Source organism: Nonomuraea sp. NPDC050022, assembly GCF_044460705.1.
In the GTDB taxonomy this organism is placed as follows: Bacteria; Actinomycetota; Actinomycetes; order Streptosporangiales; family Streptosporangiaceae; genus Nonomuraea.
Genome location: NZ_JBITKE010000021.1, coordinates 97,365 through 112,753 on the forward strand (window position 1 = coordinate 97,365; position 15,389 = coordinate 112,753).

At 70.7% G+C, this 15,389-nt stretch carries 12 protein-coding genes; 6 read left to right on the plus strand and 6 right to left on the minus strand.

The features are described 5' to 3' along the window. The first annotated feature begins 334 nt into the window (after positions 1–334). Complete coding sequence (locus ACIBO2_RS55305) at positions 335–2,413, plus strand: alpha-galactosidase (protein WP_358541157.1); 2,079 nt, start codon at positions 335–337, stop codon at positions 2,411–2,413. Positions 2,414–2,447: 34 nt separating this feature from the next. Here ACIBO2_RS55305 and ACIBO2_RS55310 read toward each other — a convergent pair whose 3' ends face one another. Beyond that, positions 2,448–3,293, minus strand: coding sequence for an AraC family transcriptional regulator (locus ACIBO2_RS55310; RefSeq protein WP_358541154.1), 846 nt, complete (start codon positions 3,291–3,293; stop codon positions 2,448–2,450). A 93-nt stretch (positions 3,294–3,386) separates the two neighbouring features. Between ACIBO2_RS55310 and ACIBO2_RS55315 the strand changes: the two genes are divergently transcribed. Beyond that, positions 3,387–4,124: a phytanoyl-CoA dioxygenase family protein gene (locus ACIBO2_RS55315; RefSeq protein WP_358541152.1), complete on the plus strand. Its 738-nt coding sequence runs from the start codon at positions 3,387–3,389 to the stop codon at positions 4,122–4,124. Positions 4,125–4,220: 96 nt separating this feature from the next. On the opposite strand, the gene ACIBO2_RS55320 is transcribed toward ACIBO2_RS55315, so the two are convergent. Next, positions 4,221–5,231: a substrate-binding domain-containing protein gene (locus ACIBO2_RS55320; RefSeq protein WP_358541150.1), complete on the minus strand. Its 1,011-nt coding sequence runs from the start codon at positions 5,229–5,231 to the stop codon at positions 4,221–4,223. 230 nt (positions 5,232–5,461) lie between these two features. Between ACIBO2_RS55320 and ACIBO2_RS55325 the strand changes: the two genes are divergently transcribed. Then, positions 5,462–7,762 carry a glycoside hydrolase family 3 N-terminal domain-containing protein gene (locus ACIBO2_RS55325; protein ID WP_397305065.1) on the plus strand — a complete coding sequence of 767 codons (2,301 nt, stop codon included), beginning with the start codon at positions 5,462–5,464 and terminating at the stop codon, positions 7,760–7,762. Between the two features lie 21 nt (positions 7,763–7,783). Here the strand turns inward: ACIBO2_RS55325 and ACIBO2_RS55330 are convergent, their stop codons facing one another. From ACIBO2_RS55330 to ACIBO2_RS55340, 3 genes are all read right to left on the minus strand, one after another. Further along, entirely contained in the window at positions 7,784–9,652 is a 1,869-nt protein-coding gene (locus ACIBO2_RS55330; RefSeq protein WP_397305066.1) for a cytochrome c oxidase assembly protein, read from the minus strand. A gap of 85 nt (positions 9,653–9,737) precedes the next feature. After that, on the minus strand, positions 9,738–10,265 hold the full coding sequence (locus ACIBO2_RS55335) for an MFS transporter (RefSeq protein WP_358541144.1): 528 nt from the start codon (positions 10,263–10,265) through the stop codon (positions 9,738–9,740). 187 nt (positions 10,266–10,452) lie between these two features. Continuing rightward, complete coding sequence (locus ACIBO2_RS55340; RefSeq protein ID WP_397305067.1) at positions 10,453–11,055, minus strand: hypothetical protein; 603 nt, start codon at positions 11,053–11,055, stop codon at positions 10,453–10,455. Positions 11,056–11,196: 141 nt separating this feature from the next. On the opposite strand from ACIBO2_RS55340, the gene ACIBO2_RS55345 reads away from it, so the two are divergent. After that, entirely contained in the window at positions 11,197–12,420 is a 1,224-nt protein-coding gene (locus ACIBO2_RS55345; RefSeq protein ID WP_358541140.1) for a helix-turn-helix domain-containing protein, read from the plus strand. A gap of 475 nt (positions 12,421–12,895) precedes the next feature. On the opposite strand, the gene ACIBO2_RS55350 is transcribed toward ACIBO2_RS55345, so the two are convergent. Further along, the gene (locus ACIBO2_RS55350) at positions 12,896–13,120 is read right to left on the minus strand and encodes a hypothetical protein (RefSeq protein ID WP_358541137.1); all 225 of its coding nucleotides are present in this window, start codon (positions 13,118–13,120) and stop codon (positions 12,896–12,898) included. Positions 13,121–13,393: 273 nt separating this feature from the next. On the opposite strand from ACIBO2_RS55350, the gene ACIBO2_RS55355 reads away from it, so the two are divergent. Together ACIBO2_RS55355 and ACIBO2_RS55360 are read left to right on the plus strand one after the other, a co-directional pair. Next, positions 13,394–14,767, plus strand: coding sequence for a transcriptional regulator (locus ACIBO2_RS55355; protein ID WP_397305068.1), 1,374 nt, complete (start codon positions 13,394–13,396; stop codon positions 14,765–14,767). A 40-nt stretch (positions 14,768–14,807) separates the two neighbouring features. Continuing rightward, entirely contained in the window at positions 14,808–15,332 is a 525-nt protein-coding gene (locus ACIBO2_RS55360) for an NUDIX domain-containing protein (protein ID WP_358541132.1), read from the plus strand. Positions 15,333–15,389 lie beyond the last annotated feature (57 nt).

Sequence of the window (15,389 nt, forward strand, 5' to 3'; positions counted from 1 at the left end):
TCAGCACGCCGTCGTGACGCGGGGTGAGCCGGAGGGTCGCCGTCCCGTCCTGGCCGGCCGCGATGGCCATGCGCCCGATTTCCATCTTCATCCGGTGCCGTCATGCGGCACCGGCACTCGGTCATCGCTTCGTCTACCAGGTCGAGGCCGACGTTAAGAGAATGATCTTCCGTTTTTCTTCCGCTCTTCTTCCGTTCCGGCTCCGCGAGCGAGAAGCTGCGATTTGTCGCCCGGCGCGCCGATTGCGGCACCTGCTCGCCGGTCGCTCAGCGCACCGTGCGAACCTCTTACACGAAAGCGGGCCCGGCGCCCGTCCGAGTGTGAGGAGCCCGACGTGTCCCCCGTGATCCTTTCCGCTGCAGGCACCTGTCTCGTCCTTGACGTCGCGGGCTCCGGCCTGCCGCGAGTGCGCCATTTCGGCGCAGACATCGGTGCGGTCGCCGAGGAGCACCTCCTGCCCGCGCTGGCCTCTCTGACGCCCGCGCCGCCGCTGGTGCCGCTCCAGGGCGACAGCTGGTACGGCCGGCCGGGCCTGTCAGGAGCCCGTACGTCCGCGCATCGGCCGGTCAGGTGGAGCCTCTACGGCCCGGTCGAGACGCGGGCCGTGCCCGGAGCGGGCGGCAGCGTGACCGTGACCGCGAGCGACGAACAGGCGGGGCTCCGGCTGGTGAGCGAGCTGGCCATGGACGCCAACGGCGTGGTCACGATGCGGCACGCGCTGACCAACACCGCCGCCGACCCGTACCGCGTGGAGGAGCTGACCTGCGCGTTGCCGCTGCCAGCGCGGGCGGATGAACTGCTCGACTTCACCGGGCGGTGGGCGCTGGAGAAGGTGCCGCAGCGCCGGCCGCTGGCCTACGGCGTCTGGTCGCGGGAGAACCGGCGCGGGCGCACCGGTCACGACGGCACGGGCCTGCTCGTGGCGGGAACGGGCGGGTTCGGGTTCCGGCACGGCGAGGTGTGGGCGGCGCACGCCGGATGGAGCGGTGACCACGTCCACTACGTCGAGCGGCTGCCGGAGGGCGTGACGCTGCTGGCGGCCGGTGAACTGCTCGCGCCCGGCGAGATCATCCTGGGCCAGGGCGAGACGTACGAGACGCCGCTGGTCTATTTCACCTGGTCGGATTCCGGGCTGGACCCGGCGGCCGGGCGGCTGCACGGTCACCTGCGCTCGCGCGGCCCGCGCCCGGCCCGCCCGGTCACCCTGAACAACTGGGAGGCCACCTACTTCGACCACGGCCTCGACCGGCTGCTGGCGCTGGCCGACCGGGCCGCGGAGGTGGGAATCGAGCGGTTCGTCCTGGACGACGGCTGGTTCCGGCACCGCCGCGACGACAAGGCCGGGCTCGGCGACTGGTACGTGGACGAGGGGGTGTGGCCCGACGGCCTGCACCCGCTGGCCGAGCACGTGCGCAAGCTCGGCATGCAGTTCGGGCTCTGGTTCGAGCCGGAGATGATCAATCTCGACTCCGACCTCGCCCGCGAGCACCCCGAATGGGTCCTCGGCCGCGCCGATCGGCTCCCGCCCCCGCAGCGCAACCAGCACGTGCTCGACCTGGCCCGGCCGGAGGTCTTCGACTACCTGCTGGACCGGATCGGCACGCTGGTGAGCGAGTACGAGCTGGACTACATCAAGTGGGACCACAACCGCGACATCGCCGAGCCCGTGCATGACGGCGTGGCGGGTGTGCACGCGCAGACCGTGGCCGCCTACCGGCTGATCGACGAGCTGCGCCGCCGCCATCCCGGGCTGGAGATCGAGTCGTGCTCGTCCGGCGGCGCGCGGATCGACTACGGCATCCTGGCCCGTACCGACCGGGTCTGGACCTCCGACAGCAACGACGCGCTCGACCGGCAGGCGATTCAGCGCTGGACCGGCCTGCTCGTGCCGCCGGAGCTGATGGGCAGCCACGTCGGCGCGCCCCGCGACCACGTCACCGGCCGGTCGCTGGCGCTGTCGTTCCGCTGCGCCACCGCGCTGTTCGGTCACATGGGCGTCGAGTGGGACCTGACGTCGGCGAGCGAGGCCGAACGCGAGGAGCTCGCGGAATGGATCGCCCTGCACAAGCGGCTGCGGCCGACGCTGCACGGCGGGACGGTGGTCCGCGCCGACCATCCCGACCCGGCGGTGCTGCTGCACGGCGTGGTCCGGGACGGGCACGCGGTGTTCGCCTGCGTCCAGCTCGCCTCCCGGGTGGCCATGGGCCCGGCCCCACTGCGCCTGCCCGGACTGGACCCCGAGGCCGTCTATGAGGTGCGGGTGGCCGGCCGCCTGCCCACGGGTGTCGGGCTGCCGGAGTGGACGGCGGCCCCGGTACGCCTGCAGGGCTCGGTCCTGGCCGAGATCGGTCTGCCGTCCCCGGCGCTGAAGCCCGCCACCGCGCTGGTCTTCGAGCTGGAGGAGGTGCGCTGACCCTCGCCCGCCACCGCGCTCGTCATGGCGCTGGTCACGCCTCTGGCGCGGATGCGCTGAACCTGGCTCGGTAACCGGATGGGCTCATCGCGAAGAACTGCCGGAAGCGGCGGCTGGCGTAGTTGGGGTCGCTCCACCCCACCTGCCTGCCGATCGCCGCGACCGGCAGATCCGTCTCGATGAGCAACGCCGCCGCCCGCTCGGCGCGCAGCCGGTTCAGGTAGGCCATCGGCGCGATGCCGAGCTGGGCGGTGAACGTCCTGGCCAGATGGGCGGCCGAGACGCGCGCGAGCACCGCCAGGTCGTCCACCGACCAGTCCCGCCGCGGGTCGCCCTCCAGCTCCCGTACGGCCAGCAGCACCGCGGGATGCGTCCCCGCGCTCCCGGCGGCGGGCTCACCGAGCGAAGTCAGCGAGGCCAGTGAGGCCGCCGCCCCGCCCAGCAGGCACAGCAGCGCTCCCACCTGCGTGATGTGCCCGCCCACCGCCGCCGGAAGCGCGGCCTCGACCACCGCGAGCGCCCCGTCGTCCAGCCGCGACACATGCCCCGAGCGGTGCAGCAGCCTGCCGACGTGCGGTTCGGCCCGCAGCCAGGCCAGCTCCCGCTGGAACATCTCCGGACCGACATACACGTTGTGCACCACCAGCCCGCGGCAGTCGCGGTAGCCGTGCCAGTCGCCCGGTCGCAGCAGCGCGACCGAGCCACGGCTCAGCTCCTGCTCCCCGATGGCCGAGACGTGCGTGGCCGTCCCCTTGGTGACCACGGCCAGCTCCAGGAAGTCGTGGCTGTGCGCGCTGTTGTCGGCGGCCAGCGCGTGCCGCTCCGCCACCACGGGCAGCCGGTCGGGGGTGAAGACGTCGTCGCGTCGTACATGGTGCACATCAGGATTGTGCTACATGCGAGCAACCCCCGTCCTAGCCCGTCCCGGCACCGCCCGGCAAGAGTGGAGGCACCACCGACAAGGGAGAAGAACATGCTTGACGACGCTCAGGTGTCCGCGTACCGACGTGACGGTTTCATCCACCTGCCCCAGGTGATCTCGCGCGAGGAGGCCGCCCGGTACGCCAAGGCGGCGCTGGCCGCACAAGAGACCGTACGGGACAATCGGGAAGGTGACATCTTCGTCCAGTTGCTGCAGCTCTGGCAGCAGGACGAGACGCTGCGCGAGCTCACCCTGCACCCGGGGCTCGCCGCGCTCGCGACCCAGCTGGCGGGCGTGCCGCTGCGGCTGTGGCACGACCAGCTGCTGATCAAGAAGCCGCACAACGGCGCGGCCACCGAGTTCCACCAGGACCAGCCGTACTGGCCGCACACCGGCTCGCGGCACGCCCTGTCGGCCTGGATCGCGCTGGTCGACGTGCCGGTCGAGCGGGGCTGCATGACGTTCGTGCCCGGCTCGCAGGACCTCCAGGACCTGCGCGCCCAGGACTTGTCGGACGGCCAGGACCTCTTCCGGATCGCGCCCGAGCTGCGGTGGCGGCAGCGGGTGACCGTCCCGTTGAGGGCGGGGGACTGCACCTTCCACAACTCGTACCTGGCGCACTGCGCCACGCCCAACTTCACCGACGACCCGCGCATCGCGCACGTGGTCATCTACATGGACGCCGACGCGGTCTTCGCCGCCGAACCGGCGCACGTGCTGACCGACCCCCTCGGCCTCACCCCCGGCCTGCCGCTGCCCGACGAGCACTTCCCCAGCTTCGCTCGCTGATCGACCCCGACGTCATTCGAGTCAGCGCGTCGTGCTGCCTCTGGACCCGACGACGTCACCCGGGTCGGCGCGTCGTGCTGCCTCTGCACCCCGGCGTCACCCGGGTCGGCGTGTCGCGCTGCCTCTGACGATGAGGCTCGTGGCGAGCTCGATCCGGGTGCCGGCCGAACCTCTGCGATGGGCCAGCTCTTCGGTGATCAGCCGGACCGCCTCGTTGGCCATGTCGTCGAGCGGCTGACGGACCGTGGTGAGCGGCGGGGACAGCATCTCGCACAGCGGGGAGTCGTCGAAGCCGACCACGGACACCTCTTCGGGGATGCGGATGCCGCGCTCGGTCGCCGCCTGGTAGACGCCTGCGGCCTGCAGGTCGGAGCCCGCGAAGATGGCTGTGGGCCGGTCGGGGTGGTCGAGCAATTCGGCGCCGAACGTCTTGCCGCCGGAGACCTGGAAGTCGGCGAACCGCGTCAGGTCCGCCGACGGCTCGACGCCGAAGGTGCGGTGCGCGGCCAGATAGCCCTCGTAGCGGTCGAGGGTGCACTGCGTGTCGAGCGGCCCGCCGATGAAGCCGATCCGCTCGTGCCCCAGCTCCAGGAGATGGGTCGTGGCCATCACCCCGCCCGACCAGTTGGTCGCGCCCACGGTCGAGAGCCGGGGGTCGCGCTTGCCGACCGGATCCAGGAGCACCAGCGGGACCCGCAGCAGCTCTTCGACGGCCGCGATCTCCTCCTGGTTGGCGCGGGAGAGCACCAGGACGATGCCGTCGGTGCCGCGCTTGCGCACCATCCCGATCCAGCGCCGCAGGTCGAAGTCGGCGCGCGCGGAGGAGGTCACGACGAGCGAGAATCCCCAGCGCGCGGCCGCCTGCTCCGCACCCTTGACCAGAACCTCGGCCCAGGGCGAGCCGAGCCCGTCGATGAGCAGGTCGACCAGCCCGACTTGCGGGGCGCTGGGCGGGCGGAGCGCTTCGTACCCGGAGGCGCGGACCGCTTCGAGCACCTTGCCGCGGGTGGCGGCGGAGACGTGCTTCTTGCCGCTCAGCACTTTCGAGACCGTGGGGACCGACACCCCGGCCGCCGCCGCGACATCGGAGAGCGTGGGTCGGGGCACAGTACCTCCCGTTTGCCGACTTTCGGAAAATTGTCTGGCCCGCAGGCACTTATCCAACTGGGCTGATCAGGCGCGTGCGGCAAGTGTTGACACGACTGCAAGCCTGAATCTACCGTAACGAAACGGCAATGTCACGGCATCTTTTCGGAAAACTATCCGGAAACTTTCCGATGCGATGACGGAAGCCCGCGCCCACCCGGGCGTACCGGATCAACAGTGAGGGTGCGTGCATGACGATCGATGAGCGTCGAGCGCGACGTGTCGGCGACCTGCTGGCCGACATGTCGCTCGACGAGAAGCTCGCGCAGCTCGTGGGCGTGTGGCTGAACGTCAATCGCGAAGAGGGTGTCGTCGCGCCGCTGCAGGATTCGATGCAGGGCGAGGACGTCGCGTTCGAGGAGTTCGCCCGCCACGGACTCGGGCAGATCACCCGGCACTACGGGACCCGGCCCGTCGATCCTGAGTGGGCGAGCACCCTGCTGGCCGCGCGGCAGCGATGGCTGCTCGACCACACCCGCCTCGGCATCCCGGCACTGGCGCACGAGGAATGCCTCACCGGCCTGGCGGCCTGGCAGGCGACGACCTACCCCGTCCCGCCGGCCTGGGGCGCGTCGTTCGACCCCGAGCTGGTCGAGCGGATGGGTCAACGGATCGGGTCGAGCATGGCCGCGCTCGGCGTTCACCAAGGGCTCGCTCCCGTGCTCGACGTGATTCGCGACCAGCGGTGGGGGCGGGTCGAGGAGTGCGTGTCCGAGGATCCGTACGAGGTCGCGACGATCGGGGCGGCGTACGTGCGGGGGCTCCAGTCCGCGGGCGTGATCGCCACGTTGAAGCATTTCGTCGGCTATTCGAACTCCCGCGCCGGGCGAAACCTGGCCCCGGTCCACGCGGGGCCGCGTGAGGTGGCCGACGTGCTGCTGTTCCCGTTCGAGGTGGCGATCCGGGACGCGGGGGCGGGTTCGGTGATGAACTCCTACGCCGAGATCGACGGGATCCCGATCGCCGCGGACGACCACTACCTCACCCGGATCCTGCGTGACGAGTGGGGTTTCGACGGCACCGTCGTCGCGGACTACTTCGCGGTCGCCTTCCTGCACACGCTGCACGCCGTCGCCACCGACGCCGAGGACGCCGCCGTGCAGGCGCTCACGGCGGGGATCGACGTCGAGCTCCCCACCGGGGTCGCCTATCTGGCGCCGTTGAAGCAGGCCGTGTCGAGCGGGCGGATCGCCGAATCGCTGATCGACCGGGCGTTGAGCCGGGTGCTGCTGCAGAAGGCGAAGCTCGGCCTGCTCGACGACGACTACGAGCCGGTTCCTTCGGGGCCCGTCGACCTGGACGGTGCCGAGTCCCGGGCGCTGGCGCGGCGGCTGGCGGAAGAGTCCATCGTGCTGCTGACCAACAACGGCCTGCTCCCCCTCGGCGACGGCGCGGGACAGCGCATCGCCGTCATAGGCCCGAACGCGGACAGCGTCACCGCGCTGTTCGGCTGCTACTCCTTCGTCAACCACGTCCTGCCGCACTTTCCCGAGGTCGAGCCGGGCATCGAGTCGCCCACGCCGCTCGACGCCCTGCGGGCGGAGTTCCCGGACGCGGTGCTGCGGGTCGCGCACGGCACGGGTGTCGACGACGGTGACCGCGCGGGGTTCGGCGAGGCCGTGGACCTGGCGGCCGCCTCCGACGTGGTGATCCTCGTGCTCGGCGACCGGTCCGGCCTGTTCGGCCGGGGCACCTCCGGCGAGGGCTGCGACGTGGACACCCTCGACCTGCCTGGCGCCCAGCAGGCACTCGCCGACGCGGTCCTCGCCACGGGCACTCCGGTCGTGGCGGTCCTGCTGACCGGCCGGGCCTACGCCGTGCCGGGCATCCTGCGCGAGGCCGCCGCCGTGGTGCAGGCGTTCTTCCCCGGCGAGGAGGGCGCGGGGGCCATCGCCCGGGTGATCAGCGGAGCCGTCAACCCGTCGGGGCGGCTGCCGATGAGCATGCCCGGCTCGCCCGCCGGTCAGCCGTACAGCTACCTGCATCCCCGGCTCGGCGCGGCCGGTTCGGTGAGCAACATCGACCCCGCTCCGGAGCTGGGGTTCGGTCACGGGCTGAGCTACACGAGCTTCGCCTACGACGAGGTGTCCGTGGCCGCGACCGCTCCGGCGGCGGACGGGTCGATCCACTGCTCGATCGTCGTCCGCAACGCGGGTGAGCGGGCGGGCGCGGAGATCGTGCAGGTCTACGCGTCGGACGTGGTCGCCTCGGTGACCCGGCCCGTCGCCCAGCTGGTCGGATACGCGCGCGTCGAGCTCGCGCCCGGCGAGCGGGCCTCGGTCGGCTTCGAGGTGCCGACGCGGCTGCTGGCCTTCACCGGGCGCGACGGCCGGCGGGTCGTCGAGCCCGGCGAGGTGACGGTGAGCGTCCGCCGCTCCGTCACCGACGTCGTCGCCGAGCGGTCGGTGACGCTGACCGGGCCGGTGTACGAGATCACCGGCGCCGAACGGCGGCTGACCACGGTCAATCAGACAAGCGTCCTCCTCCACTGAACGGCGGCTGACCACAGTCGTTCAGACGAGTGTCCTTCTCCGCTGAGCGGCCCGCCGCCACGACGCCAGTCGTACCACCGGCGCCACGAGCACCACGACCGCGACGACCAGCACCGTCAGCCCGGCAGTCCGCTGGTCGGCGGACAGGTCCGACACCCCCGGCGGCGACACCAGCGTGAACCAGTCCACGCCCACCCCCGGCCCGAACCGCAGGGCCAGCCCGAGCGCGAGCTGCGCCACGGCGACCACCGCGAGCAGCCGCACCCGCGCCACCCAGGTGATCGGGCGCGGCAGCGGATCCACCCCGGCCAGCGCCCAGAAGCACAACGCCCCGGTGCAGAAGAGCACCGTCAGGGTGAGCAGATGGAGCGCGTAGCTGTACAAGGACTGCCCCAGCCAGCCGGTCCCGTACAGCACCGCGATCGGCACGATCTGCGCGGCGGCGACGATCACCGGATGGGTGAGCCGCGAGGCGAGGCGACTGTCCAGGATCGCGCGGGTCACGTCGCCGTACTGGGACCGGTCCGTGGTGGTCTGGGCGGCGAGCGTCAGCGGCGCGCCCAGCGCCAGGAGTAGGGGCGCCACGAGCGCGACCAGTCCGTACTGCAGCGCCTGCGCGGACAGCATCGCGCGGGCGTAGCCGCCCACGCCGCTGAGCAGGGCGAACGCCAGCACCGCGAGCCCGGCGAGCCACGCGGCGGTACGGCCCGGCGGCCACACGATCCCGTCGCGGGCCAGGCGGCGCAGCCCGACGAGGTAGCCGATCGCGAGGCCGGCCAGCACGAGCAGGATCAGCGGGTCCAGCCTGATCTCGGTGAGCAGGCCGCCGATCGAGAAGGGCGGCAGGTTGTACTCCAGCAGGAGGTGGTCGTGGCCGCCGCCGCCCTCTGAAGGCGGCGGCGGGGTGCGTGACAGGGCGACCGCGAGCCCGACGGCCGCCGCCATGACGATCACCTCACCGGTGGCCAGGCGGACGAACGTGCGTCGCACCGGGCGTTCGGCCAGGCCCGCGACGGTACGGCGGCGATGGTTCTGGCCGAAGACGCCCAGGGCCACCAGCGCGGCCGCCTTGGCCAGGATGAGCAGGCCGTAACGGGTCTGCCACAGCTGTGCGACGGCGTCGAGGCGCACCCACGCGCTGGCCACGCCCGACACGGCCACCGCGCCGAAGCAGGCCAGGGCCAGCGTGCTGAACCTGGGCACCACGTCCGTGAGCCGGTCCGACCGCCGGAAGTGGACCAGGACGGCGGCCAGGCCGCCCACCCACACCGCCACCGCCGCCAGGTGCGCCATCAGCGCGGAGATCGCGATGTCGTGGTCACCCGCCGAGGCGGCGTGCCCGACGTAGGCGGGCGGCAGGATCGCGAAGACGGCGACCGCCAGCAGGAAGGCGTTCCACCAGGGCGAACGCCACAAGCTGGTGCCGATCGCCACCACCCCCGCCGCCGCGGCCACGATGAGCAGCGCCTGGGTCTGCGGGACGGTCGTGCCGAACGACAGGATCGACGGGCTCTCGAACAGGTCGGTGAGCGGCAGGCCGACGACCTCCGAGATCGTCAGCAGGTACGTCGCCGCCGCGGCGGCGGCCCAGCCCAGCCCCCAGCGGCCGGCGGCGCGCAGGCAGGCGGCGGCCTGCGGCGTGCCGCGCGGCGCCAGGAGCACGGCGGCCACCAGCGTTCCGACGGTGGCGAAGGCGCACAGGTCGTAGGCGAACCGGGCCAGGGGCATCCCCCAGTCGGTGAACGGTCCCGCCTTGGGCAGGCCCGGGATCGACGGCTGCGGTACGCTTCCGCCGAACAGCAGGGCCGCGACCAGCACCAGGACTCCGGCGGCCACGGCGACGACGGCATATCGGCGGGCCGGCGTCGCCCCGCCTCGGAAAGTGGACACGGCTGCTCAGGTGCCGAAGGGCAGGGGTCGACGGCATCGGGGGGTTGACGGCATGGTGATCTCCACGTGGCTGCGGGACGGGGGGTCAGAAGGCAGCCGGGAGCGGTGGTCCACGCCGGACGACCGCGTGACGCAGGACGCTTTCGTACGGTCCGCCGGGTGAGCGATAGGCGGGCGCCGGTGGAGTGCGTGGGGATGCGGGGCACGGCGCCAGGACCAGGAGCAGGCGTACGGCCAGCCGCCGCAGCACCGCCCACAGCGCGGTCTCGCCCCTGGCCACCCACCATCCGCTCACCAGAGTGGCGGTGAGGTGGCAGAGCACCATGCCCGCGTCGGTTGCCGGTCCGTGTCCGGGCGGCATGGGTACGGGGGCGTCGTGCCAGGAGAACAGCCCGTGCAGGAGGACTTGTGCCGAGCCGAGCAGGACGGCGATCGGGACCGGTTCGCGCTCCCGGCCGGCCAGCGCGGCGGCGCTCGCCGTCACGAGTCCGGCGCCGAGCGCGAGATGGCCGGGGCCCGGCAGAGTGCCGTCGGCGAACCAGTGGGCCAGGGCGGCCAGCGTCACACAGACGGCCGCGAAGAGGGCCGACCGCGCTAATCGCAACGGCAGCATGGCTCGCATGGTGCCCAAATGCTCCCACACCAGCAGCTCGCCGTGAGGCGCGTTCCCACCTATAGCGTTTATCCGAAATTTCAGCTTTTCCAGGCTTATAACGGTGACGCCGAGCGGCCCGCTCAACGCATGAGCGCGCGCCGGTGGCATCCGTATCGGGACCACCGGCGCGCTGATCAGGTGAGCGTCAGGCGTGCAAGCCCCGACAATTGATCTTGAACGAGTCGCCGTAGCCTTCCCAGACCCCTACCAAGGTCCATCCCTGGGCGACCTTGTCAGCGTGCTGCCAGGTGCAGGCCGCATGCAGGTCGAGGCGGATCTGAGCACCGTCGTTCCTGGTGCAGACCCAGCCGGTCACATTGTCGCCCAAGTGCTTCGCGCCGTTGTAGCCGATCGACTGGCAGAAACCGGCGAGGTTCATGCCCTTGTAGAACTCGGTCGCTCCCGGCGTGGCATGGCACTTCCACTCGCCGGCGCTGGTGCCGTTGGTCGACGCGGTGACCGGATAGCCGGCGGCCACGAGCGGGCTGAACTGCCACTGGCAGGCACTGGCCACCGAGAGGCCGACTTCGTCGTTGCCGCTGACGCACCGCCAGCCATCGAAATGGCTGCCCACCAATTTGGCATGGTCGTACCCGATCGACCTGCAGTAGCCGTTGAGGTCGACGCCGCCCAGGTAGGCGTCGACCGATTGGACTGTGAGCGGTGCGGCTTGGGCGGGTGAGGCGCCCAGCCAGGTCGCGCCCAGGCACGCCAGCAGCACGGTCAGGATGAGATGACGCAGTCGCATACCGATCCCTTCGTCGGAGGGTGGATGGCGCCGCAGCCGAACCACGCTGCGGCCTGCCAAGTATCAAATTCGCCCGGCGAGCAGGTCTTCGTGGCGGCGACACAAGGTCACACGCGCTGTTGCGCGTTCGCGTAAGGAGCATTGATCCACGACGAGCGGGACGACGAATACGCCGGGGGGCAAGCACCGAACCTGACCGTTGAGGGGGAACGGAACGTGGGCGGACTGTTCGAGTCGTTACGTGAGCAGGTGGAGGACAACGCGCGCAACGCCGTGTCGGCGTATCAGCGCGAGATCCCCGAGTATCGAGACATCCCGAGCATCGGCGGCGAGCGCGACCACCAGGCGAGCATGTACGGTTTCGCCGTCTTCATCCGGTCCCGCAGGCTCGACCTGGCACCGGCGCGGCTGCCGCTCAACGACGATGACCTGTCGACGATCTCGTCGGTGGGCCGCCAGCGTGCCGAGCTGGGGCTGTCCGTACTGTCGCAGCAGCGGGTACTCGGGCTGCACACGCATCTCACACTTCAGGAGATCCACCAGGTGGCCGGCCCGGAGGACGGCGACGACCTGCTGCGGATGCTCGGCTGGGTCGGCTCGCAGAGCGTCCGGGCCAGAAGCGCGTACCTGCACGGGTACACCGACGGGGTGGGCCGGTCACGGTCGCTGGCGACCCGCAACGAGCTGCTCGCGCGCACATTGCTCGCGGACGAGCCGGTGGAGCCGCGACTGACCGACCCGCTGCGGCCCTTGGTGGCCTCCCGCTACGCGGTGTCAGTGGTGCGCGTCCCCGCCCCCGCCGTACCCGAGCGGGACCGCTCCACCGTGGTGAGCGCGCTCGCCACCGGCTCGCTGGTCGCCTGGCTGAGCTGTGGCGAGCTGGTCCTCCTGACTCCCGGCACCGTGGATCGTACGGTGGCGCTGCACCAAGTGCGGTCGGCGGTGGCGCTGCTCGGGCGGGCCTGCCAGGTCGCCTCCGTGGAGGGCGTGACCGGTCAGCTCGCCGAATCCCTCACCTGGGCGCGGGAGGCCAGCCGGGTGGCGCCGACGGAGGACCGGCCGGCCCGCCTGTACGTCCTCGCCGACCTGTTCGTGGAGATGGCCGTGGCGAACACGCCGGAAATCGACGCATGGCTGCGCGCCTTCGCCCGGCGGCTGTCCAAGGGGCCGGACCTCGTGGCGACCCTGCACGCCTACTACAGCCACGACATGAACCGTGCGGCGGCGTCGGCAGCGTTGCGCATCCATCCGCGCACCCTGGACTACCGGCTGCAGCGCGCCCGCAAGGTGACCGGCCTCGAGCCCGGGTCGACCCTCGGCGTACGGATGCTCAGCACGGCGGTGGCGCGCCTGCTGGCCCGGTGAGGCGGTTGGGGCACGGCCATGTGCGGCGGTCAAGATGGAGATGCCTGCAAGGCCACGCATCGGACGCAGGCGCGGCGCGAGGTCGGCGCGAACGGCAGAGACCAGCCGCAGATCGGCAGAGGGCCGACCGGCTCCGCGCACAGGCCGGTGGATGTGCCGGGGAGCACGGCGTGTAGTACGGCGTCCTGCCCGCTTCCCAAGACGCCCGTCCGGTACTCGCGCGGGGGTGCTGTTCCCGCATCGGCAACGGGTTCGATGGTGAGGTCATCCCAATGGACAGGCCAACGGCGAATGCCGGCGGGCAGGTCGAAGTGATCCCCGTCAAGCCGGATCAAGGCGTTGGTACCGTGGGTGAGGATCCTGATCACTGTGCCGCTACGCCCGATGAGCCTGGCACGGTGAGCGCGGGTTCGTGCGTGGCTGTGCAGGAGTTCCGTGATCGTGACGCGGCTTCCCACTTGTCGCGTGTCGATGCTCAACTGACTGGCCCCGAAGCTGCCGCCTGCACGTATATCGGCTGGGGTAGGGGATGGCTTCTGCGGAGGTCCGCGTAGCGGGAGGCGACGCGACGGGCAGCCCGCTCGGGATCGAGCGCGGGATGGTAGGCGTAGATGACCCGTTTGCGGTGCGGGTCCCAGCCGGTACGCCACCAGTAGCGGTCGCCATCGCACCAGACCACCAGGCCCACCCAAACCGACACCAGGGCCAGCCCGTATCCATCGTGGATGTCGGCAGGGACGCCGAGGCTTGGCCTATGTCGCGGGCGGCATGCAAGGGGTGAGGTGGGCGAGTGATTTCTGGTTGGTTCCGGGTCATGGAGCCAGTGGACTCGGCGCGGGATCGCTCTCATAAGCGCGTGATCGCGACGGGTGGTGGGAGTCGGTTCACACCCTGTGTGAATGCGATAAAGCTGTGATGCGCTCGCCTGTCGACCTGCCTGTTCGTTCTGTAACTTTCTGCTTACACTCCGGATATGGCGTCGCTCGACGGAGGGGCTGAAGTGAGTGAGCCGAACATCCTGCTGGATGCCTTGCTTGCGGAGGCGGGCATCTCGCACGCGGGAATGGCCGCACGAATCAACAAGGCCACCGCGACCGCCCGTCGCCCCACGCGCTACGACCACACGGCCGTAGCGCGATGGGTCAGAGATCACGCCATCCCAAGGGGTGACGTTCCGGAGATCATCTGCGAGATCATCGGGCCCAAGGTCGGGCGGGTCCTCGCACTGTCAGATATCGGGATGGCGAGAACGGCGGGTGACGCCTGTGAGATGGAGTTGCCCAAGGTTGTTGACCAGGCCGTCGCCCTGTGGCGAGGAGACCTGGGGAACAAGGTCTTTCCGGTGGGCGCATCGTTGATCGAGGGCTCGGCCGCCATCGCACCGGTCTTCGAGTGGGAGAACCCGCCGTACGAGATCGACGTCTCGCAGCGAGGTCCGCGCCCAGTGTCGATGGACGACGTCCAGGTGCTCAAGGACGCGCGTGGCCGCCATGAGCAGATGTACCGCAGGGTAGGCGGCATCCCGGTACGGCCGCGCCTCGTGGCCTTCCTCAACACCGGCGTGACGCCGTTGCTCAGAGGTAGCCATGACGACGAGATCGGCAGGCGACTGTTCCGGGCGGCTGGTGGGCTGATCGCGCTCGCGGGCATATGTGCGTACGACTCCGACAGGCAGGCGCTGTCGCAGCGCTACCTGTTCCACGCGCTCAGGACGGCCAAAGCGTCGAGCAACCTGGCCTTCGGCGGCTACGTGATCGCGTTGCTGGCGAACCAGGCGATGGCCCAGGCGAAGTACCGGCGCGTCATCCAGTATTGCGAGACAGCTCTGCGCGCAGCGCGGGGTCACCTGAGTCCCGCCCTCGCGACGGACCTGCACATTCTCCAAGCGAAGGCGTACGCACGTGTCGGCGACCGGGCGAGCTGCCACGCGCACATGCGCCTGTCGGAGGCCACGGCAGGGCAGATCCGGCAAGGAGAGGAGCCTCCGGAGACCGGCTATGTACAACCAGGTCTGCTTGAGTGCCAGCACGCCGAGGCCCTGCGCCGTCTCGGCGACCTGACACCTGCCCAAGAGTACGCAGAGGAGGCTCTGCGTTCGGCCAGCACCTGCCATCTACGGGGGCAGGCTCACCGGCAGGCGACTCTCGCCTTGATCCTGGCCGAACGCGGAGAACTGGAACAAGCCGCCTCCACCGCGGAAAGCATGCTCGACTGTACCGAGGGCATGGAGTCCGAGCGCCTTGCCGAGCGCATCGAATCGGTGACGACGGCCCTGAGTGCCTACGACACGCAACCGGTCAAGGTGTTTGTCGCCCGCGCGAGGCAGCAGGCTGGCATCCCCTTGTAGCGTGGTGCCGGTCCAGGCGTCCACGCAGGGGAGCAGTCGCATGCGCTGGCAGGTCCACTCGGAAGAACCGCTCTACACTGACCGCTGGCTCGACGTCCGCGTGGCCGATGTGGAACTGCCAGACGGACGGCATCTTGATCATCGGCTCATCCGCACCGCGCCCGGAGCCGGTGCAGTCGTCACTGACGAGCAGAACCGTGTGTTGCTCATCTGGCGGCACCGCTTCATCACCGACACCTGGGGTTGGGAGATCCCGATCGGCAAGATCGAGGAGGGCGAGGAACCGATCGCCGCCGCCGCCCGCGAGGTCGAAGAAGAGACCGGCTGGCGACCTGGCCCCTTGTCGCCACTGCTCTACACCCAGCCGACCAACGGCATCTCCGACTCCGAGCACCACATCTTCCGCGCCGACAGCGCCCAGCACATCGGGCCGCCCACCGAAGGATGGGAGGCGGAGCGCATCGAATGGGTCCCCCTGACGGACATCCGCCGCCTGATCGACAAGCGCGACATCATCAGCGGCACCAGCATGAACGCTCTGCTCTACGTCCTCGCGGGGGTGTAGCGACTCGCGGCTGTGGTGCCGCCAGCCCTCACCGCTTCGCGGTTCTTCCAGGGCCCC